The organism is Pelosinus sp. IPA-1, from assembly GCF_030269905.1.
In the GTDB taxonomy this organism is placed as follows: domain Bacteria; phylum Bacillota; class Negativicutes; order DSM-13327; family DSM-13327; genus Pelosinus.
The window spans coordinates 404,086-428,069 of sequence record NZ_BSVC01000006.1; the positions used below are offsets into that span (position 1 = coordinate 404,086).

The window sequence follows — 23,984 nt, forward strand, 5'->3', positions numbered from 1 at the left end:
GACATTAAAACTATCTAATGATAATATAATCAAGTACTCAAGATATTGAGTTAAGCAGAAGCCATCCGCTTCTCACCTTACAACGCATAGGCAGTTAGTGAGGTTATGACAGCATATTTGTTTTATTATGCTTTTGTTGCGGGTGGTATTTATACCATCCGTTTTATTTATATGTAGCCAAATTTATCAGGGGGTGAGCGACAATTAGCAAAGACACATTAAGAATTAACGAGGAAATCAGGGCTAGGGAAGTTCGTTTGACTAGTGCGACTAATGAACCATTAGGAATTGTCCAATTAAGGGATGCGTTGCAAATGGCAGCGGAACAACATCTTGATCTAGTGGAAGTAGCGCCAACAGCTAAACCACCAGTATGTCGTATTATGGACTTTGGTAAGTTCAAATATGAGCAACAAAAACGTGACAAAGAAACTAAGAAAAAACAAAAAGTTGTAACTGTCAAAGAAGTTAAACTACGTCCAAACATTGAGGATCATGACTTTGATGTTAAATTTAAAAACGCTCAACGCTTTCTTGAAGATGGTGACAAAGTAAAAGTAACCATCATGTTCCGTGGAAGGGAATTGTCCCATCCCGAACTAGGGAAGAAAGTTTTGGATAAAATGGCCAGCCAAATTAAAGATCTTGCCAATATTGAGCGCGCGGCTCGGCTTGAAGGAAAAAATATGATAATGATTCTGGCGCCTAAGCCACAGAATTAAGAAGGGAGACCAATTATGCCAAAAATGAAAACACGTAGAGCTGCTGCTAAACGCTTTAAAGTTACTGGTAGTGGTGAGTTCAAACGTTCTAAAGCTTTTAAACGTCACATCCTTGAGAAAAAAGGTCCAGCTCGTAAACGCAATTTGCGTAAAGCTGGTTTGGTTAGTAAAGCTGACCACGAACGCGTAACGAAAATGCTTCCTTACGCCTAAAATTGACATATATTAAATAGGGGGTACAGCACATGCCAAGAGTTAAAAAAGGCGTGACAGCACATAAACGTCATAAAAAAATTCTAAAGTTAGCTAAAGGTTATAGAGGTTCTAAGAGCAAACTGTTCAAAAAAGCAAATGAAACAGTAATGAAAGCTCTTTATTATGCTCGTCGTGATCGTCGTGCGAAAAAAGGCGAATTCCGTAGATTGTGGATTTCTCGTATTAATGCTGCAGCTCGTTTAAATGGTCTTTCTTACAGCAAATTGATTAGTGGTTTAAATAAAGCTGGTGTAGAAGTAAACCGTAAAATGATGGCTGATTTTGCAGTAAACGATATGTCTGCTTTTGCTAAACTTGTTGAAATTGCTAAAGAGCAAGTTAAATAGAAAAGAATCCTAGACTTTGGGTCTAGGATTTTTTTATGCATCATATCATTAAAATATTATTTAAAATATTCTTAATATTGCAGGTTTTTAACGATGCATCGCGAATAAAATAAACTAACTTAAAGTAAAATTTAACCGTTGAGGAGGGATTTTATTTTGGCATTGGTAACAATGAATGATTTGCTTCAGGATGCACGTAATCGAAAATATGCAGTTGGCGGTTTTAATGTATTTAATCTGGAGACACTGTGTGCTGTCGTGGAAGTTGCGGAAGAATTGAAGACTCCTTTGGTGCTCGGCATTACAGAACGATTTTTTAAATTTGTTGATGTAGATACCTTAAGTGCGGCTATGGTACGTGCTGCACAAAAATCATCCGTCCCAATCGCACTTCACTTAGACCATGGTTATACTTATGAAGGAATTATTAAAGCAATACGCTGGGGTTTTACGTCTGTGATGTTTGATGGATCATCCTTGTCTGTTGTTGAAAATTTAAAACGTACAAAAGAAGTTACACGTATAGCCCATTCCCTCGGCGTATCTGTTGAAGGTGAATTGGGCTATGTTGGTTGTTGTGAACATGCTGATGATATTAATGAAGACAATATTGTTACATGTGATGTAGCGGCAAACTTTGTGGATAAAACTAATATTGATGCTTTGGCTGTTTCGGTAGGCAATCATCATGGCGCATACCGCGGTACTACAAATTTGAATATTGCTAGATTAAGTCAATTAAATTCTGTAATTAATGTTCCCTTAGTTATGCATGGAGGTTCTAGGCTTAGTAGTGATGATTATTTAAACTCTATAAAATATGGAATAACTAAGATTAACATTCCTACAGATACATCTATGGCGGCAAGTGAAAAACTTAGAACAGAACTGTTAGAAAATCCAGGAGCTAATTATATTTCTTTAATGTCTGCGGTTAAAAAGGGAGTTAAAAATTCAGTTCGTAAATATATGTTACATTTCAATTGTATTTCCAAAGCAATATAGCTTATACTACAAATTATAATAAAGAAAAACCTACCTTCTAGAAAAATTAGGTAGGTTTTTTCTATGAGTAATGCTACAATGAAAAGATATGCAAAGTTCAAAAATGGAGTGAAGGAATTGAAATTACAGACTAGTTTTTCCAATTTGCTTGATCTTTCAGAGTGGAAGCTTACACCTTATCAAATTTTAGTGTTAGGCTTTGCAGGACTCATCTTAGTTGGAGCTTTGTTTCTGATGACACCTATTGCTTCGGTGACTGGGCAAAGATTATCTTTTGTAGACGCGTTATTTACTGCTACATCGGCAGTGTGTGTAACGGGCCTGGTTGTAGTGGATACTGGGACTTATTTTTCTTTGTTTGGGCAACTTGTAATTATTTTTCTTATTCAGGCCGGAGGCCTTGGCATTATGACGATGGCGACTTTAATGGCATTAATTATGCGTCGTAAAATTCAACTTCGTGAACGACTTATTATGCAAGAAGCTCTAAATCACATGACGGTATCAGGGGTTGTTCGGTTAACCCAGTATATTATTATGGCAACATTTCTTATTGAGTTTATTGGTGGGACGATTTTGGCCATTCGATGGTATTTTGACTTGGGGGCAAAGGGAATTTATTTTGGCTATTGGCATGCAATTTCCTCATTTTGTAACGCTGGATTTGATTTGTTTGGTAATTTTAGTAGCTTAACACACTATGTTGATGATATTACTGTTAACCTTGTTGTTACCACGTTGATTATTTTAGGCGGTATTGGTTTTACCGTGATTTTTGATGTGTGGGATAATCGTCAATGGCATAATTTTTCATTACATACTAAGCTGGTTCTTACGACTTCTTCAGTACTGCTTTTCGTTGGTACTATAATTATTTTCTTGCTGGAGCTAAATAATCCAGAGACGCTTGGTGAATTATCTTGGAAGGGGAAGATTCTAGCTAGTTATTTTCAATCTGTGACACCTAGGACTGCAGGGTATAATACAATTGATATCGGAAAAATGCAGGATGCTTCTTTATTTTTTACGATTATATTAATGTTTATTGGTGCTTCTCCTGCATCTACAGGCGGTGGCGTAAAAACAACTACATTAGGTGTGATGATAGCCGCAATATGGGCTTTAATTACAGGCAAAAATGACGCAGAATTATTTCGGCGCCGTATTAACCAAAATATTATCTATAAAGCATTTACAGTATTCTTTATCGCGGCAGCTTTAGTGATCTTTGTGACAATGATGATGAGTATTAGTGAAAAGTTTTCTTTTTTAAATATATTATTTGAAGTTGTATCTGCTTTTGGTACAGTAGGATTAACTACAGGTATAACAAGTTCATTAACGGTGCACGGTAAATTGTGGCTGATTGTGACTATGTTTGCAGGCCGGGTAGGTCCAGTGACCTTAGCCTTAGCTTTGGCTCTGCGAAGTAGAAAAGGTGCGGTTCAATACCCTGAAGGTAAGGTCAATATTGGTTAAGGAGTTGATTTAAATGAAAGTTAAAAAACAATATGCTGTCATCGGCTTAGGCCGCTTTGGCTCTAGTGTAGCGACTAATTTGCACAAATTGGGATATGAAGTATTAGCCATTGATTCTAGTGAGGAAAGAGTACAAGAATTTAGTAATGAGGTAACACATGTTGTACAGGCCGATACAACCGACGAAGAAACCTTAACTGCGTTAGGTATTAGAAATTTTGACGTAGTGGTTGTTGCAATCGGAGAGGACATCCAAGCTAATATTTTAACTACACTGCAATTGAAAGAGCTAGGGGTTCCCTATATTGTTACAAAGGCAAAAAATGCACTCCATGGTAAAATGCTGGAGAAAATGGGTGCTGATCGGGTTGTATATCCGGAGCGAGATATGGGGCAAAGGGTAGCTCATAATTTAGTTTCTAGTAATATCATGGATTACATTGAACTTTCTCCTAATTTAGGTATTGTAGAAGTTAGTATACCTAGGGCGCTTATAGGAAAGACTCTAGCTGAAACGAATTTAAGGGCGAAATTTGAAATTAATGTTGTAGCGATTAAAAGAGGCGAAGCTTTAATTATTCCACCACTGCCAAGTGAAAAATTTAAAGAGGACGATATTTTAGTAGTTGTTGGTGGTATTAAAGGAATACAACGTTTGGAGGATCTTTCTTGAGTGAAATAGTTACAAGTGGACAGAATAAATATATTAAAATGGCAACATCACTAAAACAAAAAAAATATCGTGATGAATTAGGACTATTTATAGTAGAAGGGATTCGTTTAGTAGAAGAGGCTTCCAAGTCAAATTGGTTAGTTGAGACATGTATTTACACGAGTGAAGCGCAAGGAGAACCCCGCGTTCAAAAAATACTAGACCAGCTAAAAACAAAAGAATGCCGAACAATTGAAGTTTTAAAAACAGTTTATGATAAAGCGTCTGAAACTAAAGAACCACAGGGGCTTATGGCTATTGTTAGAAAGTCTGCACATCAGCTGGTGGATATGCTAGGAAAAGTTGAAAATCCTCTTTTGGTAGTGCTTGATGAAGTGCAGGATCCGGGAAATGTGGGGACGATAATTCGTACGGCTGCCGCTGCTGGTTGTACTGGAGTCATATTGACAAAAGGTTGTGCAGATGTATTTGCAGGTAAAGTAGTGAGAGCTAGCATGGGTTCCTTGTTTAATATACCTATAGTTGAGGGTGTCACTCAAAATGAAATTATATCTTATTTAGCCCAATATAAGATAGATATTCTAGCAACTTCTTTAGAGGGTTCTCGTATTTATTTTCAGGCAAACTTAAAAAAACCAGTGGCTATTGTATTTGGTAATGAAGGAAATGGTGTTAGCAACCATTTGCTACAAGAATCTAAAGAAAGAATGCATATCCCCTTGGTTGGAAATGTGGAATCATTAAATGTTGCTGCATCGGCAGCAGTTATTTTATATGAAGCAGTGCGTCAACGCCAAGGATAACCCTATATTGTAATTACTGGGATAGTATGCTATAATGCCTTTGATAATAGAGTTTTCCTACTATCTCGAATTTGATAGTAGATTAGGCGTAAAATTGAATATGTATAGTAGCTTTTGCTGCTATACTTGCTTAAGTGCAATGATAGAGAGAGTATGTTAGCTCTAATTGATACAGGGAGGATACTGTCATAGATTGAGAACAGTCCCAAATCGCTAACAGAAATTCACTCTGGAGTATCTGTGCTGAAGGGGTAACTTGTGTAAGCCAGACGTTATTTTCTGCGTTAAAGAAACTGAGTACTAAATTAGGGTGGTACCGCGGGAGTAAGACTTTCGCCCCTTAGAGGGGTGAGGTCTTTTTATTTTTTCCAAATTATGTTTTAGGAGGTATATATGGAACAAGAATTACAATCTTTAAAGCAACAAGCTTTAGTAGAATTATCACAAGTTGATAATCTGGACACGTTAAATGATTTAAGGGTTAAATATTTAGGGAAAAAAGGTAGTTTGACAAGCGCTTTAAAGGGGATGGGAGCATTAGGTGCGGAAGAACGCCCGAGAATTGGACAAATTGTAAATGATATTAGAGTAGAATTAGAAAATATAATTCAGGTCAAAAGTGAAAACTTTAAGCAAGCTGAATTGACAAGAAAATTAGCATCTGAAAAGATTGATGTTACTTTGCCTGGTCGTAAGGTTAATGTAGGGCATAAACACCCTCTAACTGTGACTTTAGAGCGTATTAAAGATATCTTTATGCGAATGGGATTTGCTATAGCAGAAGGGCCAGAAGTTGAACAAGATTACTATAATTTTGAAGCACTTAATCTACCCAAAGACCATCCAGCTAGGGATATGCAGGATTCCTTTTATATAACGGAAGAATTTTTAATGCGTACCCATACTTCACCAGTACAAGTACGTACCATGCAGGCCGCTGAACCTAATCAGCCTATTCGCATTATTGCACCTGGAAAGGTGTATCGTCGAGATTATGATGCAACCCATTCTCCTATGTTTCATCAAGTAGAAGGTTTAGTAATTGATAAAAATATTAGCTTCGCTGATTTAAAAGGAACATTGGAATTGTTTATTCACGAAATTTTTGGTAAGGATGTCGGCGTACGTTTTCGTCCAAGTTTCTTTCCTTTTACCGAACCCAGTGCAGAAGTTGATATTTCTTGTGTAATGTGTAATGGCAACGGATGCAGAGTTTGCTCAGGTACAGGGTGGCTCGAAATACTAGGTGCAGGAATGGTACATCCTCGTGTACTGGAAATGAGCAACTTTGACCCAGAGAAAGTAAGCGGCTTTGCTTTTGGCATGGGAGTAGAGCGAATAGCCATGTTATTATATGGCATAGACGACTTACGATTATTTTATGAAAATGATTTGCGATTCTTAAGACAATTCTAGAAACAGATAAGTGAAGGGAGATAGGTATGCAAGCATCAATCAAGTGGCTTAAAGAATATGTTGAATTTAAAGAAACACCAGAAGTATTAGCGGAAATGTTAACGATGGCTGGTATTCCAGTAGAAGGTATAACTCATTTAGGAAAAGATATTGAAAATATTGTAACGGGAAAAATTATTGAAATAGAGAAACATCCAAATGCGAATAAGCTATCTATTTGTAAGCTGGACGTAGAAAAAGAAATTTTAATTATTGTTACTGGGGCGACGAATGTTTCAGTCGGAAATGTTGTTCCTGTAGCATTAGTGGGTGCTAAATTACCCACAGGATTAGAAATAAAAGCTAGTGAATTACGTGGTGTAATGTCTTATGGTATGTTATGTTCCACAACAGAACTTAATATTGATAGTAAATTATTATCACCCAAGGAAAAAGAAGGAATTTATATCTTGCCCGATGATACCTTAATCGGTATTGATATTCGAGAAGCTTTAGGAATGGATGATGTAGTTTTAGAGTTTGAGTTAACAGCTAATCGTGCTGATTGTTTTAGTATGATTGGCTTAGCGCGAGAAATTGCTGTGCTCACAGGCGGAACGTTGAAGAAACCGATGATTCATTTGCATGAAAAGGCTGGAGAGAAGGCTGTGAATCTAGTTAAGGTTGCTATAGACGAACCGTCTTTATGTTCCCGTTTTGCAGTACGGGTTTTACAAGATGTAAAAGTTGGAGCATCACCGAAATGGTTAAAGCAGCGACTACAAGCTGTAGGAATGAGGTCAATTAATAACGTAGTGGATGTAACAAACTATGTTATGTTAGAAATGGGCCAGCCAATGCATGCCTATGATTATAATTTACTGTCAAAACATAGTTTAACCGTACGTAAGGCGCAAACAGGAGAAAAAATTACGACTCTTGATGGAGTTAAACGAGAGCTTACTTCGGACATGCTGGTTATTGCCGATCAAGTGCAAGCGGTTGGTGTTGCAGGGGTAATGGGTGGCCTAGCTACTGAAGTTACTGATAATACACAAAATGTAGTATTGGAAGCTGCTTCTTTTAATGGAGTAAGCATTCGTCGTACATCAAGAGCCCTTGGCCTACGTTCCGAGGCATCCGGAAGATTTGAAAGAGGCGTTGATACAGTTAATAGTATTCGGGCCTTAGACCGGGCTGCAAAATTATTGGAAGATATGGGAGCCTGTAAGGTATGCCCAGGTATTGTAGATAGTTATCCTAATATGCTTTTACCAAGACAAGTTAGCTTTATTCCTCAAAAAGTGAATGCTTATTTGGGAACTGATATTGATAAGGCTGTTATGTTAGATATATTACGTCGTTTAGAGTTTGCCATTGATACAAATTCTGAAGGTGAAAATATAATTGTAAACGTACCTACATGGCGTGGGGATGTCCAATATCAGCCAGATATATGTGAAGAGATTGCCCGAATTTATGGTTATAATAAGATCCCAACGACTACTCCTGGCGGTAATATACTGCGTGGCGGACAAGAATACGCTCAGTCTATTGTAGATTCCATTAAAACTACTTTAACTGGAGCTGGATTGGATGAAGTTATCTCATTGAGTTTTACCCATCCACAAGTGTTACATAAATTAAATATAGTAGAAAATGATTCATTACATCAAGCAATTAAGGTACTTAATCCTATTACAGATGACTTTCCAATACTGAGGACTACTTTACTTGGTGGTGTATTGGAAACGATTGCTCGTAATCTTGCAAGGAAAAATGATGATATAAGAATCTATGAACTCGGAGCTGTGTATTTACCTGAAAAATTACCATTAGATTCTTTGCCTAAAGAGCCTTTAATGTTATGTGGTGCATTAGTTGGTAAACGTAATGAACTTTCCTGGAACCAAGGAAAGGATAGTGTGGATTTTTATGATGCGAAAGGAACTGTAGAGGTATTATTATCCAGCTTAGGAATTCAGGATTATGATGTTGCTGCTGGTGAACATATGTCATTACATCCTGGCAAGACAGCAATATTCCGTAAAAACGGTAATGTCTTAGCAACGGTTGGTGAACTGCATCCAAAAGTAATGGATAGTTTTGGCATACAACGTAAAGTATATGTTTTTGAAGTTAGCGTAGAATCAGTAGTTAATTGTGTGAATTTACTTACCAAGTATCAGTCTTTACCTAAATTTCCGGCAATCAATAGGGATTTGGCAGTGGTTTTACCATTAGAAATTTCTGCGGATCAGGTGAAACAGGCAATTGTCGCTAGTTCTGGCCCTTTACTGAATGATGTACGATTATTTGATGTATATGTTGGTGAACAAGTTGCAAATGGGTTTAAGAGTTTAGCTTTTTCATTAACTTATCGAGATAAAACTCGGACACTTACAGATGAAGAAATTGAAGTGTGCTATAAGAAAACTGTTGTTTATCTAGAAGAGACACTGGCGGCAAAAATTCGGAGTTAGCATAAAATGTCTTTGCTGAAAACACAAAAAACACTTTACCTGTGACTGCGATTGTGTTATCCTGTTAACAGGATAGTTGTAAGTACGTTTTTTTTACTATTTAGTAAAAAATAGATCTGTCCTTTTGGACAGATCTATTTTTTTAAGAAATTTTACCTAAATTGTAAAAAGAATAAAAAAGAATTTAATTAAGTTATTTAGAGAAAGGTGGAGCGTAATGAGTATTTTCCGCACAAAAAGTATTAGTGCACTTTTAGCAGGCGCAGAGCAAAAAGGTTTGAAGAAGACACTAGGCGCTATGGACTTAACACTACTTGGTATAGGGTGTATTATTGGAACAGGTATCTTTGTTTTGACCGGAGTTGCAGCAGCAAAATATGCTGGTCCTGCCTTGATGATTTCTTTTGTTCTTTCAGGATTGGCCTGTGCGTTTGCTGCCTTAGCCTATGCTGAATTAGCTGCCATGGTTCCCATTGCTGGAAGCGCATATACGTATACTTATGCTGCTTTAGGAGAAATCATTGCTTGGATTGTAGGGTGGAACCTTATTTTAGAATACTCTGTAGGATCAAGTGCTGTTGCAGCTGGATGGTCTGGATATGTAGTAGGGCTTTTAAAATCAGGTGGTATTGAATTATCGAAAGCTTATACTGCTGTTCCAGCTGATGGTGGTATTGCAAATGTCCCAGCTATGTTTATTGCACTATTTCTAAGTTTATTATTAGTTCGTGGAACACAAGAGAGTGCGACTCTTAATAAAGTTCTTGTGGCGATTAAGTTACTTGCTGTCTTTATTTTCTTGGCATTAGCAGGACCTAAAGTAAATGTTGCAAATTGGGATCCATTTATGCCTTATGGTTTTGCTGGAGTAGCTAGTGGTGCAGCCATTATTTTCTTTGCATATATTGGATTTGATGCTGTGGCAACTGCTGCCGAAGAGTGTCGTAATCCAAATCGAGATTTACCAATTGGAATTATAGGATCATTAGTGGTTTGTACCATTCTTTATATCATAGTTGCTGCTGTGTTAACAGGTGTGGTCCCTTACACAGAGTTAAATAATGCTGAGCCTGTGGCTTATGCGTTAAGGGCTATCGGATATAACATGGGGTCAGCCCTAGTTGGAACTGGAGCCATTTGTGGTATTACCACTGTATTGCTTGTGTTGATGTATGGCCAATCTCGCATTTTCTTTGCGATGTCTCGTGATGGTTTGATTCCTGCTGCTATCTCGAAAGTACATCCTAAGTATGGTACACCTCATATCATTACGATTGTGGCCGGAATTGCGGTAGCTTTAATTGCTGGGTTTACTCCTATTGGAATTATTGCAGAATTAACGAATATTGGAACACTATTTGCATTTGCCGTTGCTTCCATTGGAGTATTAGTTCTACGCTATACTAAACCAGAACTAGAGCGGCCATTTAGATGTCCTGCAGTTCATATAATAGCACCATTGGCAGTTCTTTCTTGTGGTTACTTGATGTATAACTTACCGTATGAAACTTGGGTACGCTTTTTTGTATGGAGTGGAATTGGTTTTGTCGTATACTTTTTATATGGTAATAAAAATAGCGTGCTTACAAAAACTGATAAAGCGGCATAGTTTAATATATAAGGGAAAGCAGTTATGTAATACATAGCTGCTTTCTTTTTTATTAAAAAAGTACGTTACATAAAGACATACTAGTTTTCTTTATGAAACATGCAGGAAATTATATTTGTAAGGTCGAATTTAAAAGATTAGTAAAATAGGTAATATAGGTGACGTTATGAATGATAATATACATAAAGTAACAGTTGAAATTTTTGGTGAAACCTATTGTCTAAAGAGTGATACAGAATTAGAGCAGGTAATATCCGTTGCTGCATTAGTGGATTCGCGGATGAAAAAAATTGCGCATAAAAACCTACGATTATCTCCAGCTAAAGTTGCTGTCTTAGCAGCTTTAACGATTGCCGAAGAATTTTTACAATTAGAACAAAACTACAAACAATTAATTCAAATGGTAGAAGAAGAAAAATACTGATAAAGTTGTGTTGCATAACTGTCTTTTTGATTGTGAATAATAACAATCAAAAGGAGTGATGTTGTGTTAGAGACTGGCGACTTTGGTCATGTTTTATTACATATAGTGGTACTATTTACGGTAGCTCTTATTGTTGTACGTTTAATGGGGAATCGTACAGTAGGACAACTTTCTCCCTTTGATTTTGTAATTATGGTAGGGATTGGTGATATTATCGTTACCGCTTCAATGGATAAGGGGCAAACTTTATTAAGCGGTATAGAAGGTTTATTTACCCTTCTATTATTGCAGCAAATATTATCTTACGTATCCTTAAAAAATGTTACGTTGCGTAAATGGGTAGAAGGTACACCAGTGACTTTAATTCAGGATGGAAAAATTCTTCGAGAAAACTTTGTTAAAACTCATTTTAATTATGATGATTTGCGTCAAGAATTGCATAAATTAGGTATGGAAATGACCGATTTACAAGATATTAAACTTGCGCGACTTGAAAGTTGTGGCGTTTTCTCTATCATAAAGACAGCTGAAAAGGAACCTTTGACTAGAAAAGACCTTGAGACATACATTAGTGACATTTACAAAAACCCACTTACTCCCTTAGGACAGGAATGGGTTAAAATGGAACAGTTTATGTCAGATGTACGTGAGTTAACAGAGTATGTAAAAAACAATAAAGGACTTAAGTAATAAAGGATTGAAACACGAAGACACTATGCCTTGAGCTTAGCACGCAAAGCAGCACAAAGGGATCTTTTCAGAACCTTTGTGTATTTCCTTGTGTAGTATGTTTTCGTGTTTAAGAGTTTATATCATTATTTTGTATGTGTTTTTTTGAAAGGGATGGAATCATATGATAGAATTATTAGCGCCTGTTGGTAGTCGAGAAGCTCTAGTTGCAGCTGTAGAAAGTGGTGCAGATGCTGTTTATTTGGCGGGTAAAATGTTTGGTGCTCGCGCTAGTGCGCCCAATTTTAACGATGAAGAATTAGCAGAGGCAGTTCGATTCGCTCATTTGCGTAGTGTACTGGTTTATGTAACAGTAAATACCTTAGTAGACAATATTGAGATACCTGCATTAACTGTTTACTTGCAGTATTTATATAAAATTGGTGTGGACGCGATTATTGTTCAGGATATTGGCGTTTTCCAAATTGCACGCCAAATCGTACCTGAGATGCCAATACATGCTAGTACGCAAATGACCGTTCACAACTTGGAGGGTGTAGAGTTTCTTACCGATCTTGGTTTTGAGCGAGTTGTAGTATCTAGAGAGTTATCTATGGAAGACCTGAATTATATTTGCAAAAATACAAATACAGAGATTGAAGCATTTGTTCACGGTGCATTGTGTATTTCGTATTCAGGGCAATGTTTAATGAGTAGTATGATTGGTGGGCGTAGTGGTAATCGTGGTCGTTGTGCTCAACCTTGTCGTCTGCCGTATACCCTTGTAGATGAGCGGGGAAATGATTTACTTACGGAAGCCGAAGCTGGTGAATATTTACTAAGCCCTAAGGATTTAAATACCTTAGAATTGATACCAGAACTTATTCATGCGGGCGTAACATCTTTTAAAATCGAGGGTCGCATGAAACGACCAGAATATGTTGCAGTGGCAGTTGATACATACCGTAGGGCTATTGATGCTTATTTGGCTAACCCAGATAATTACGTAGTTGCAGAGCAAGAACAAAAAGAATTGGCACAGATTTTTAACAGGGATTTTACAACAGCCTATTTAAAAAAGAATCATGGGCGCAACATGATGAGTGATCGTCGTCCCAATAATCGTGGTGTACGTATTGGTCGAGTTAGCGATTACGATTTCCAAGAAAGAATAGCGACTATAAAATTGGATGAACCTTTATATATAAATGATATCGTTGATTTTTGGGTTAAAGTTGGTGGGCGAGTTAGTGTAACAGTTTCTTCTATGACTGTGAATAATCAAGCTGTCACTTTTGCTCCGGCAGGAGCAGAAGTATCCATTCCTTTACATACGCATGTACGTATGAATGACAGAGTTTTTAAGGTTTTTGATGCCGGGTTGATGCAACGAGCGCGAGCATTTTTCACGGAACCCAATGCGATAAAACGTGTCTCAGTTGCTATCAAAGTAACAGTATGTGAAGGACAACCCATGGAAATCAATATACAAGATGAAGATGGCTTTACTGGAGGTGCTGTGACAGCTTTTATTGCAGAGAAAGCACTGAAACGGCCATTGACTCTAGAGGTAATTCGAAAACAAGTAGATCGCCTTGGCTCTACGATTTTTAGCTTGGACACGTTAGAGTGTGAAATCCAGGGTGAGGTTATGGTGCCTATGAGTGAGATCAATGATGCTAGGCGCAGAGCAGTAGAAGAGTTAGAGAAAGCTCGTTTAGCACCGTTTTACCGTGAGGATTTACCGCGGAAAAAATACGTGATACGAGATTTTATTCCGTCGACAAATGTTTCGCCCAATCACAATCATCGTGTTGAACGTCCTTTACTGGTAACTAACGTGGATACGATTGCGAAACTTACTGCATCCTACCAAAACAGCGGGGATCTGGTTCTGTTTGGCGGAGAATCGTTTAATCATAAGGCGATTAGTAAGGACGAATATAAACAAGCAGTTAGTATTGCCCGTGAACAAGGGAAAAAGATTATTTTAAATACTCCTCGTATTATTAAAACGTGGCAAACTGAAGAATTGAAAAGAGAGTTAGCTTTATTTGAAGAATTGCAACCTGATGGGATTGGCATCAGCAATCTTGGGGCATTACATATGGCAAAACAGTTAACTAACATACCTCTACATGGAGATTATCCTTTAAATGTATATAATGATGTATCCATTGCTTTTTTTGCTAGACAGGGAATATCGAGTATAACCTTGTCACCTGAATTAAATTTTTCACAGATTGAAGAACTTGGTAATAATCAAAATGTCTCCTTAGAATGTATAGTCCATGGGTATTTAACGTTAATGGTGTCAGAATACTGTACAATAGGTAGTTATTTAGGGAATGTTGGTGCAGGGAAATGTAACCAAGCTTGTACACGCAAAGAATATTGGTTGAATGATCGTAAAGACGAAAATTTTCCAATAGCTACAGATCAATTTTGCCGTATGCATATTTTGAATGCCAAAGAATTAAGTATGTTGCCTCATGTTTCTAAGTTTGGTACCATGGGTATCGAGCGCATCCGAATCGAAGGCAAGAAAAGTAATGTAGATTACCTTAGTAGAACCGTGAAGTTATATCGAGAATTACTGGATCAAGGAGAAAATCATCCTTTAATTTTGGAAGATAAAATAAAAAATGTTGAACATGAAATAACCCGCGGACATTATTTTCGGGGCGTATTATAAAAGAGTAACTATCTTTTGTCTATAGGGGAGAAATGAATGGATGCTTCTGTATTAAAAACATTAGAATATAACAAAATACGAGAGATGTTAGCTGAGAAAAGCAGCTCTATTATGGGGCGCGAACTTGCTGAAAAATTAGTACCGGCAAATGATTTTGCTGAAGTGACCAAACGAATTGCGGAAACTCGAGAAGCTAGAGAGATTCTTGACGCCATGTCTAGTGTACCACTCGGCGGCATTCGCGATATCCGTTCTTTATTAAAAAGAGCAGAAATAGGTTCAGTACTTGCTCCTGATGAACTAGTTGCAATAGGAAGTACTTTATATGCTTCTAGAAGGATGAAAAGCTTCTTTGCGGATATGCCTGCAGCTTTCACTATATTGCCTGGTTATGTGCAAAATATTACTGTAGTTCGTAATATTGAAAATGTTATTGAAAATATAGTAAATGAACAGGGGCAAATTCGTGATGACGCTAGCGTAGAACTTTTGCACATTAGACGAGAAGTTAAATTATCCCAGGGACGTATTAAGGATAAGCTAGACGGTATATTGCGTTCAAGCGAGTATCAAAAGTATTTTCAGGATGCATTAGTAACTGTACGAAGCGATCGATATGTTATACCTATTAAACAAGAATATCGTCATCATTTTCCAGGGATTATTCATGACCAATCAGCAAGTGGTGCTACTGTATTTATTGAACCAATGGCCGTTGTTGTATTAAATAATGAGATAAAACAACTAATGTCTGCTGAAAAGAATGAAGTGGAACGTATTTTACGCCTTGCGACAGAGCAAGTTGCGAATGTTTCTGAAGTGATTCATGTGAATTGTCACATGCTAGCTCAAATCGATCTAGCTTTTGCGAAAGCTAAACTCAGTCTTGTTATGCATGCTTCTTTACCTATTATCAATAATACTGGTTATGTTAACTTGCGCCAAGCTAGGCACCCTCTTATTGATCCTGCTGTCGTGGTAGCTATTGATATTTATATCGGCAAAGATTTTAATACATTACTAATTACTGGGCCAAATACAGGGGGGAAGACAGTAACCTTAAAAACATTAGGGCTATTTGCTCTTATGACTCAATCTGGTCTTTATATTCCTGTAAATAGCGGATCAGAAATAACTGTATTCAATAATATTTTTGCTGATATTGGTGATGAGCAAAGTATAGAACAAAGTTTAAGTACGTTCTCGGCTCATATGACGAATATAGTAAGGATTTTGAAAAATATTTCCCCTTCAGATTTAGTATTGATTGATGAAATCGGTGCGGGAACTGATCCTGATGAGGGAGCCGCTCTAGCAATGTCGATTTTAGAATATCTACTTAGAATTGGTGTTAAAACAATAGCAACAACACATTATAGTGAGTTAAAGACATTTGCCTACTCAAGGCAAGGGATTGAAAATGCTAGTGTAGAGTTTGATATACAAACACTTAGACCTACTTACCGACTATTAATTGGCGTTCCGGGAAGTAGTAATGCTTTTGCCATAAGTAAACGGCTTGGTCTATCAGATCCTATTATTGACCAGGCAAGACAATTTATTGATAAAGATCATGCTGAATTTGAAAATGTATTAAATGCTTTAGAAGAACAAAAAATAGCTTATGATAAACTTCATGAGGAAGTTTTAGAGCAAGAGCAAGCATTGCAAATTTTAAGAGAAAAGCTTGCAAGTGAAGAAAACGTGTTAGCAATGAAGAAAAATAAGATTTTACTTAGGGCGCAAGAGGAAGCTGAGTCCCTCTTAAGAAGGACTAGAAGAGAAAGCGAAGAGATTATTACGGAACTAAAGGCGCAATTCGCAGTTAAAAGTAGTTCAGCACGACAAGGTATATTTGATAAAAGCAGAAAACGCCTAAAAGAAAGCTTAGGTGATTTAAATGAAAATGAAGAAAATGATATTGATTTACCTATTGCTACTGCGAATAACTTAAATCCAGGTGTTGACGTATATGTGACTACATTAAAACAAAAGGGTACAGTATTGTCGATTGGTAGTAATGAAGTGACTGTTCAGCTAGGTATTATGAAAATGAGTGTAGCAATAGCAGATTGCCGTTTGATAAGCGAAAGTTCTTCAATAAAAAATAAAAATAAAAACAAAGATAAAAATCGTGATAAAAACTTTATGAAGACTCAAGGTGTCTCTAGGCAGATTGATATACGAGGTATGATGGTAGACGAGGCTGAATATGTATTAGGCAAGTATATTGATGATGCTATCTTAGCAGGATTAAATACAGTAATAGTTATACATGGAAAGGGCACAGGAGCGTTGCGTAAAGGGGTAAGAACTTATCTGAAAAATCACCATTACGTAAGAGATATTAGTATAGGTGAGTTAAATGAAGGTGGAGACGGAGCTACTGTAGTACAGTTATCATAAGTCCAAGCTAACTTTTTAGTGTTATAGAAGCTTTGAGTTTATGTTCATAAAGTCGTTGTAGCAAAAAGAGGTGTGAGTATTGTTCTCACACCTCTTTCTCATTTCCGAAAGTAGTTTTCCAATTTAAAGAACGCCCTAGGTCTTTTTTATCTAGAGGATCAGGATCTTGGATAGAATTATGCATTGGAGATTCGGCAAGGGATGAGGTAACTGCGGCAGCGGGAGGATCCTTCTTCTCCACCTTTTCGGTTTTAGTACTTTCTGCTTTTTCATTATTCCCGCCGCCTAAATTATTGAGTAGGCCTAACATATTACTGATATTTGCTGGGTTTAATTTTGATTTTATTTGTGGATTATTTAAAAGAGGTAAAAGAGACATAAGCATATCGGGAGAAGGTCCTCCTCCTCCCTCGCCGCTTTTTGTTAGTTCACCTAATAACTTATGTAATGGATTAGCTGAAGTTGCAGGTGAATTCTGAATAGGTGCTGCCGTAGAAGGCTGTGTGCGATTTAGGATGTGAAGTATACAAAGCAGTGACAATATGTGAACGAGGGTATCATAGCCGGTACCCTCTTTTGTTATGTTATCAATCATATGCGTTACCGTTTCTAACATTGTATTAGGACTTTCGTTCGGCATATAGCACCCTCCTTAAAATAGGCCAGGAATTTTCGGGAGATTTAAATCGCCAGTTAATTTGCACATTGCGTTTTGATGTAGTTCTCGGGATTTTGTTAGACCGTTATTTATGGTTGCAACTAATAAATCTTGTAATAATGTTGCATTTTCAGAAGATAAATATTTACTGTTGATTTCTATTGCTAGTACTTCTTGTTGTCCATTTAATGTTAACTTTATTACGTCACCACTAGAAACCTCTACTCTTTGAGCTTTTAACTGATCTTGTGCATTATCAACATTTTGTTGAATTTTTTTTACCATTTCCATCATATTTCCTAAGTTTTCCCACATTGAAAATCGCCTCCATACTAAATTTATCTGATAAAATAATAGAATTTAAATCAGGTTATTTATAGCATTATAATTTATGCCCAAAATCTAATTTTGTGTATATAATAATAGCCAATTGCAAAAGTTCAACATATATTAGATTAGATCATGGCACTTATTAATTTTATAAGGGGTGATGGGGGTGCGCTTGCGAAGACATTATAAAAACTACAAGCGATCAATCGTACAGGATGATAAAAATACTGAAACGGTCATGAATGGGGAGGGGCTTGCCGAAAATATGGAGAAATTAGAGAATAAGCAAAAAGAAAATGAGGCAAGAGAACCAAAAAATGTTAAAAGTAAATCATTCAGGCCAGCGAAAATAATTAACCAAATTATGAATAATCCAAATTTCAATCTACAACTTATAGTAATCCTATTAACCCTATCTTCTGAGGGGATACAGATGGATAGAAGAATAGAAGGTATGACAAGTACAATTGACAAGGTTCGTAATATTACCGAGTTAGTGAATAATGGGATGCAGTCGATGAAGATGGTATCGGAAGTCCCGAAGAGTATTCGTCGTATATTAGAATAAATTCTAATAAAAAGAAAGTAGTCTAGTAACACTTTGATAGATAGTTCCATATATTGAACTAGGAGGGTGGGCGATATTTAAATAACAGGCGACACTTATTTAAATAATCGCTCTTAAAATGTTATTCTTTAAGGCGGTAATTTGCAATGGCAAGAGGTTGTGTTTGGTGGAGGTCAATCTTGGTGGATTATCATTAACATTATCATTCTTTTACTCTTTGCTTTTAATAATGATGAAAGTAGTTTCTCATAATAAATATTTTACTTATTGATATGGGAACACGTTAAGGTGTGTTCCTAAATTTAAAATAATAAAACTTTTGTGGGAAACTTAGTAACTTACTGATTGTTTTATTCATATAGTAGAGTAAATAGGTGTTCAAAATTTATAATTATCTTTAATTATATATGAGGAGGAGGAATAATTATGGCACGTCAATTTGGTGGCTTCGGTGGTCGCGGTTTTGGCGGTATTTGGATTATAATCATTATTATCCTTTTATTTTGTTGTTTTGATAATGACGACATATCTACCTGTTTATGATCTATAATAATGTATATGCAGCAATAAGAAAAACACGCGTACTTTCGCGTGTTTTTCTTATTTAAGGATTATTTTTTTTTGGTGGTTCATTTGCTTTTGGTGGTGGTGGAAGGGGCGAAGTATTTTTATCTGGCTTAGATGGTGGCGGTGGAAGATTTTTATCAACAGGATGCGCTTCATCGCCTGGTTGATTAGGTAATTTATCTTTTTTGCCATCCGTAGTTAATGGGTTTACAGGCTGCTTTTCATCAGGATTCTGTTCAGTAAGCTTGGGAGTAGGATTAGGTTCAAGAACAACACCACTAGGCCTAATGAAATCGCGAGCAGGAATTTTGGTTAAAGCCTTATTCATAAATGCTCTCCAAATTGTAGCTGGAAGAGTACCTCCGGTGATTCCATTTAAGTTTTCATCAGAGTCATAACCAATCCAGACGGACGCTACAAGATCGGGGGTGAATCCGACGAACCAGGCGTCCTTATAATCACTGGTTGTACCAGTTTTACCAGCCGCCGGGCGACCAATATCTGCTGCTGTACCGGTGCCGTTTGTAATAACACCGCGTAGCATATCAGTAAGAATGTAGGCGGAACGTTCATTAACAACTGCTTTTTCTTTTGGCGTTATCTGCTCTAAAATTTTACCGTTTCGATCAACAATTTTAATGACACTTATTGGCTCTACGTGTACTCCCTGGTTTGCTAAAACACCATAAGCGCTTGCAAGTTCTAAGGGAGTAACACCACGAGTAAGGCCGCCGAGAGACATGGCTAAGTTGCGGTCATTGGTAGAACCTTGTAAAACCAGGGTAGAAATACCCATTTGTTGGGCATAGTATAATGGCTTATCGGCACCTGTTTGATTGGCTATTTTTACAGTTGGTACATTAAGCGATTGCTCCAGTGCTGTACGCAAAGAAACAGATCCATGAAATTTTGCATCATAATTTATTGGAGACCAGCTACCAAAGGTTATTGGGGTATCTTCAATCATTGTTGAAGGAGTCATCCCGCCTTCTAAAGCAGCTAAATATACAAAAGGTTTAAATGCAGAACCTGGCTGCCGTTCTGCTAGTACTGCTCGATTAAATTGGTCATTGCCTCGGCCGCCAACCATTGCTTTAATATAACCTGTACGTGGATCAATAGCAACAAGGGCTCCTTGAGGCTGTTGTAAACCACTGCTATCCGTACGTACATTCGGTAATTTTTGCATGGCTTGTTCTGCTGCTTCTTGCATATCTAAATCTAAGGTAGTATAAATTTTTAGACCGTCTTTGTAAATTGCGTCAGCACCATATTTATCAATAAGATATTGTGTAACATAGTCAACAAAATAACTAGCTGTATTAATCTTATTATCTGATTGGGTAGAACGTGTTGCTAATTTAAGTTTACTGTTCGCAGCTTGAATGCCTGTTGCAGAATCAATAAAGTTATATTTAACCATTTGATCAAGAACAGTAGCTTGCCGCTCTGTGGCTGCCTTTAGGTTATTGAATGGTGAATAATAGTTTGGGCTTTTAGGAATACCTGCTAGCATAGCACACTCTGGTAAAGTCAAATCTTCGACGTTTTTGCCAAAATATACAATCGCGGCAGATTGTACTCCATAGGCGCCTTGCCCAAAATAAATTTGATTCAAGTAAAGTTCTAGGATTTCGCTTTTACTGTATTGACGTTCAATTTGTAACGCTAAAATTGCTTCTTGTATTTTGCGTTTTAATGTACGTTCTTGTGAGAGTAAGGCATTTTTAGCTAGCTGCTGTGTAATGGTACTGCCGCCTTCAGATACGCCGCGGTCAGTTATATTTGACCATACTGCCCGTAAAATACCGCGGGGATCAATACCAATATGCTGGTAAAAACGTGCGTCTTCAGCAGCTACAAACGCATTTTGCAAATTTTTAGGGATTTTATTAATAGAAACAGGAACTCGATTTTCAACAGAATGAATGGTGTTAATTAATTTTCCATTAACGTCATAAATCTGTGAAGAAGCAGCAGGTCTGATTTCATCTTTTAGACTAGGCATAGTATGAATACTAGCTGTCAAAAAACCAAGACCAGCACCAGTAATCATTACAACAAAAACAATTAATGCTATTACGGTTATTTTTGAACTTCCACTTTTAGAAGAACGACGGCTGTTTTTGGAGCTATCGTCTCGATCCTTGTCCATGGGCAACCTCCTTAGAATTGAGTACGCTAACTATTATACCATAAAAGGGTATTATTCAGGGGATATATTTTGCTAACATTGTTTGCAATTTATGAAATCCTATGTTATAATGCCGCTCAAAAAAATGACACCAAAGTGGTGTCATTTAGATTATTACGAAAGTCTATAGTATAGAAATTAAGAATAGTTAAGATTTTCTATGCATTTATTCTATAATAATGCGATGAAAGGTTTTTTTACCTTTACGAATAAGCAGGCTATGATTTTCAAATAAATCAGCAGTAATTATAAAGTCTAAATCGGTTACTTTATTGTCGCCAATATAAAGACCGCCTTGTTGGATTAGTCTTCTTCCTTCGCTTTTGGATGGGACTATTCCAGTTGCAGCTAAAACGTCAATAATTTTGTTACCAAGCATGTTAGTGGTAATGGACACTGTCGGGGCATTATCTAATGCACCAGCTCCACTAAATAATGCTTCAGTTGCTTGTTGCGCTTTTTCAGCTTCTTCTGAACCATGAATGAGGTTCGTTACTTCGAAGGCTAGTATTTTTTTTGCGATGTTAATTTCTTTGTCTTTAAGAGCACCTAGCCTTCTTACTTCATCCATTGGCATAAAAGTTAGAAGTGCTAAACATTTTTCTACATCTGCATCGTCAATATTACGCCAATATTGGTAAAAAGCATAAGGAGAAGTTTTTTCGGCATCGAGCCAAAGTGCACCTTTCTCCGTTTTACCCATCTTTCGCCCATCACTAGTGGTCAAAAGAGTATAGGTTAATCCGAAGGCTGGTTTGCTTTCTTTGCGTCTTATAAGATCTGCTCCAGCAAGGATGTTAGACCATTGATCATCTCCGCCCATTTGCATGATGCAGTTGCATTGACGATTAAGTTCTAGGAAATCATAGGCTTGCATTAGCATATAGTTAAATTCTAAGAAAGATAACCCTTTGTCTAACCGTTGTTTAAAACATTCAGCAGTTAGCATCCGGTTGACCGAGAAGTGCACACCGATATCCCTTAAAAATTCGATGTAATTGAGATTAAGTAGCCAATCAGCATTATTAACCATTAACGCTTTGTTATCAGAGAAGTCAATAAAGCGCTGCATTTGTTTTTTAAAGCGTTCACCGTTGTGGACGATATCATCTTGGGTCATCATTTTGCGCATATCAGTTTTACCTGAAGGATCACCGACCATTGTCGTGCCGCCACCGATTAGACACACGGGTCGATGACCAGCCTTTTGCATGTGTGCCATTACCATCATTCCTAGAAAATGTCCCACATGTAAGCTGTCCGCTGTGGGATCAAAGCCAATGTAAAAAGTGATTTTTTCTTTAGCAAAGAGTTCCGTCATTTCATCTTCATGGGTAAGTTGTTGGATAAAACCTCGTTCTTTAAGAACATCAAGTACAGTCATTGAGTTGATAAACCTCCTTATATTTGCCAAATGGTTAACATATAAAAATAAAACCGTCCTGGTTAGGGACGAGTATTACCCGCGCTGCCATTCCGTTCTAAGGTAAAACGGATTGCATATTTTTCGGGAAACTTTTATGTGAAATACTAACTGTAATATAGCAGGATACACCACAATTGTCAATGTGATCCATAGTTAAAGATTTGACCGTAACACCATATAACATATGGTGTTACGGTCAAATCTTTCATACGTTCCACATAAATATGACACATTAAAAGCGATAAAACCATATAATACGTTATATCCTACTTTAGGAGGGTAATCATGAGGTTTTCTGTAGTGAAAAGACGGAGAATATCATCCTCAATATTGTTAGCTATTGTGGCATGTATTATTTTTGTGACGGGTTTTTGGATGGTAGAAGCCCATTTAAAGCCAACATTATTAGTTATAGCTGAAACAAAAGCCACTTTTATTGCCACTCAATCTATTAATCAGGTTATTAACGACCGAGTGAATTTAGATATTAATCCTCAAACATTGATGAACGTTACACTTGATAGTCGTGGTCGTGTAGTGTTAATACAACCTAATACTATGGAATTTAATAGAATTGCTGCAGATACTACAATTAAAGTGCAAGATATTCTAAAAGGTATCGGTGAAGAGAAAATTGAGATACCAATGGGACAAATTTTAGGTAGTCAGTTATTGGCTAGCATTGGACCAAATATAACGGTAACGGTTATTCCAATTGGTACAGTTCAGGTAAAAGTAATCGATAAATTTGAACAGGCAGGTATTAATCAAACTAGGCACATGATTTATCTAATTGCCACTACACAAATTAGAATAGTAGTTCCCTTAGTTAGTAAAAGTATTAGTGTGGATACACAGATGCCAATCGCCGAATATGTTGTTGTTGGGGATGTACCTAGTACATATGTACAATTTCCATTTCCTCTTCCTAATAATATAGCCGAAGAATTGAAACAATAAGAACAGGTATAAAATTAAAATCAATGAAAAAAGGGGTTGACATAAATTTAAAAAATATGTTAATATAAATAAGTCATCGGAAGCACTCTTGGAAATGTTGACAAGCCATAATAAATGTGTTAACATATTTGAAGCGCAATAAGCGATGTAGTGTTCCTTGAAAACTAAACAATGTAAGTAAGGTTAAAATAAGCCAGATGTGCGGTACTCGTTTGAGTACAAAACAAAGTTGATCCACTTCGGTGAGATTGACAAAAGCTAGTTTTTTAAAGAGCCATCAAGGTTCTCTAATATAATTTATTGGAGAGTTTGATCC

At 36.9% G+C, this 23,984-nt stretch carries 20 protein-coding genes and 2 other annotated features; of the genes, 16 read left to right on the forward strand and 4 right to left on the reverse strand.

Annotated features, from left to right (window positions below; translation table 11 throughout):
• The first annotated feature begins 46 nt into the window (after positions 1 to 46).
• Positions 47 to 176, forward strand: a sequence feature (ribosomal protein L20 leader region).
• Between the two features lie 27 nt (positions 177 to 203).
• The 14 genes from infC to QSJ81_RS17020 all read left to right on the forward strand — a co-directional run bounded on the left by infC (position 204) and on the right by QSJ81_RS17020 (position 16,965).
• Positions 204 to 722: a translation initiation factor IF-3 gene (gene infC, locus QSJ81_RS16955; protein WP_071842001.1), complete on the forward strand. Its 519-nt coding sequence runs from the start codon at positions 204 to 206 to the stop codon at positions 720 to 722.
• 15 nt (positions 723 to 737) lie between these two features.
• Positions 738 to 935 carry a 50S ribosomal protein L35 gene (gene rpmI, locus QSJ81_RS16960; protein WP_285718536.1) on the forward strand — a complete coding sequence of 66 codons (198 nt, stop codon included), beginning with the start codon at positions 738 to 740 and terminating at the stop codon, positions 933 to 935.
• A gap of 32 nt (positions 936 to 967) precedes the next feature.
• Positions 968 to 1,324 (forward strand): 50S ribosomal protein L20, encoded by a 357-nt coding sequence (rplT, locus tag QSJ81_RS16965; protein ID WP_038670224.1) that lies wholly within the window; start codon positions 968 to 970, stop codon positions 1,322 to 1,324.
• Positions 1,325 to 1,480: 156 nt separating this feature from the next.
• The gene (locus QSJ81_RS16970) at positions 1,481 to 2,329 is read left to right on the forward strand and encodes a class II fructose-bisphosphate aldolase (protein ID WP_285718537.1); all 849 of its coding nucleotides are present in this window, start codon (positions 1,481 to 1,483) and stop codon (positions 2,327 to 2,329) included.
• A 78-nt stretch (positions 2,330 to 2,407) separates the two neighbouring features.
• Entirely contained in the window at positions 2,408 to 3,808 is a 1,401-nt protein-coding gene (locus QSJ81_RS16975; protein ID WP_502929665.1) for a TrkH family potassium uptake protein, read from the forward strand.
• A 13-nt stretch (positions 3,809 to 3,821) separates the two neighbouring features.
• Positions 3,822 to 4,481 (forward strand): potassium channel family protein, encoded by a 660-nt coding sequence (locus QSJ81_RS16980; RefSeq protein WP_285718538.1) that lies wholly within the window; start codon positions 3,822 to 3,824, stop codon positions 4,479 to 4,481.
• On the forward strand, positions 4,478 to 5,284 hold the full coding sequence (locus tag QSJ81_RS16985) for a TrmH family RNA methyltransferase (RefSeq protein WP_285718539.1): 807 nt from the start codon (positions 4,478 to 4,480) through the stop codon (positions 5,282 to 5,284). Before QSJ81_RS16980 ends, QSJ81_RS16985 begins: the two co-directional genes overlap by 4 nt.
• Positions 5,285 to 5,414: 130 nt before the next feature.
• Positions 5,415 to 5,628 (forward strand) — a binding site (T-box leader).
• A gap of 49 nt (positions 5,629 to 5,677) precedes the next feature.
• Complete coding sequence (gene pheS, locus QSJ81_RS16990) at positions 5,678 to 6,700, forward strand: phenylalanine--tRNA ligase subunit alpha (RefSeq protein ID WP_285718540.1); 1,023 nt, start codon at positions 5,678 to 5,680, stop codon at positions 6,698 to 6,700.
• A 26-nt stretch (positions 6,701 to 6,726) separates the two neighbouring features.
• A complete protein-coding gene (gene pheT, locus QSJ81_RS16995) occupies positions 6,727 to 9,162 on the forward strand; it encodes a phenylalanine--tRNA ligase subunit beta (RefSeq protein ID WP_285718541.1) in 2,436 nt (811 codons plus the stop codon).
• Between the two features lie 217 nt (positions 9,163 to 9,379).
• A complete protein-coding gene (locus QSJ81_RS17000; protein ID WP_038670235.1) occupies positions 9,380 to 10,771 on the forward strand; it encodes an amino acid permease in 1,392 nt (463 codons plus the stop codon).
• Positions 10,772 to 10,937: 166 nt separating this feature from the next.
• Positions 10,938 to 11,195, forward strand: a complete 258-nt coding sequence (locus QSJ81_RS17005; RefSeq protein WP_285718542.1) for a cell division protein ZapA — start codon at positions 10,938 to 10,940, stop codon at positions 11,193 to 11,195.
• 63 nt (positions 11,196 to 11,258) lie between these two features.
• A complete protein-coding gene (locus QSJ81_RS17010) occupies positions 11,259 to 11,885 on the forward strand; it encodes a DUF421 domain-containing protein (RefSeq protein WP_285718543.1) in 627 nt (208 codons plus the stop codon).
• Positions 11,886 to 12,048: 163 nt separating this feature from the next.
• Positions 12,049 to 14,559: a U32 family peptidase gene (locus QSJ81_RS17015; protein ID WP_285718544.1), complete on the forward strand. Its 2,511-nt coding sequence runs from the start codon at positions 12,049 to 12,051 to the stop codon at positions 14,557 to 14,559.
• A 36-nt stretch (positions 14,560 to 14,595) separates the two neighbouring features.
• On the forward strand, positions 14,596 to 16,965 hold the full coding sequence (locus QSJ81_RS17020) for an endonuclease MutS2 (RefSeq protein WP_285718545.1): 2,370 nt from the start codon (positions 14,596 to 14,598) through the stop codon (positions 16,963 to 16,965).
• A gap of 85 nt (positions 16,966 to 17,050) precedes the next feature.
• On the opposite strand, the gene QSJ81_RS17025 is transcribed toward QSJ81_RS17020, so the two are convergent.
• Together QSJ81_RS17025 and QSJ81_RS17030 are read right to left on the reverse strand one after the other, a co-directional pair.
• Positions 17,051 to 17,605 carry a hypothetical protein gene (locus QSJ81_RS17025; protein WP_285718546.1) on the reverse strand — a complete coding sequence of 185 codons (555 nt, stop codon included), beginning with the start codon at positions 17,603 to 17,605 and terminating at the stop codon, positions 17,051 to 17,053.
• A 12-nt stretch (positions 17,606 to 17,617) separates the two neighbouring features.
• On the reverse strand, positions 17,618 to 17,938 hold the full coding sequence (locus QSJ81_RS17030) for a YbaB/EbfC family nucleoid-associated protein (RefSeq protein WP_038670247.1): 321 nt from the start codon (positions 17,936 to 17,938) through the stop codon (positions 17,618 to 17,620).
• A 175-nt stretch (positions 17,939 to 18,113) separates the two neighbouring features.
• On the opposite strand from QSJ81_RS17030, the gene QSJ81_RS17035 reads away from it, so the two are divergent.
• Positions 18,114 to 18,521, forward strand: a complete 408-nt coding sequence (locus tag QSJ81_RS17035; protein WP_285718547.1) for a hypothetical protein — start codon at positions 18,114 to 18,116, stop codon at positions 18,519 to 18,521.
• 604 nt (positions 18,522 to 19,125) lie between these two features.
• Here QSJ81_RS17035 and QSJ81_RS17040 read toward each other — a convergent pair.
• Both QSJ81_RS17040 and tyrS read right to left on the reverse strand, forming a co-directional pair.
• On the reverse strand, positions 19,126 to 21,243 hold the full coding sequence (locus tag QSJ81_RS17040) for a transglycosylase domain-containing protein (protein ID WP_285718548.1): 2,118 nt from the start codon (positions 21,241 to 21,243) through the stop codon (positions 19,126 to 19,128).
• 205 nt (positions 21,244 to 21,448) lie between these two features.
• Entirely contained in the window at positions 21,449 to 22,666 is a 1,218-nt protein-coding gene (gene tyrS / locus QSJ81_RS17045; protein WP_285718549.1) for a tyrosine--tRNA ligase, read from the reverse strand.
• 327 nt (positions 22,667 to 22,993) lie between these two features.
• Here tyrS and yunB point away from each other — a divergent pair, with 327 nt between their 5' ends.
• Positions 22,994 to 23,668, forward strand: coding sequence for a sporulation protein YunB (gene yunB / locus QSJ81_RS17050; protein ID WP_285718550.1), 675 nt, complete (start codon positions 22,994 to 22,996; stop codon positions 23,666 to 23,668).
• Positions 23,669 to 23,984 lie beyond the last annotated feature (316 nt).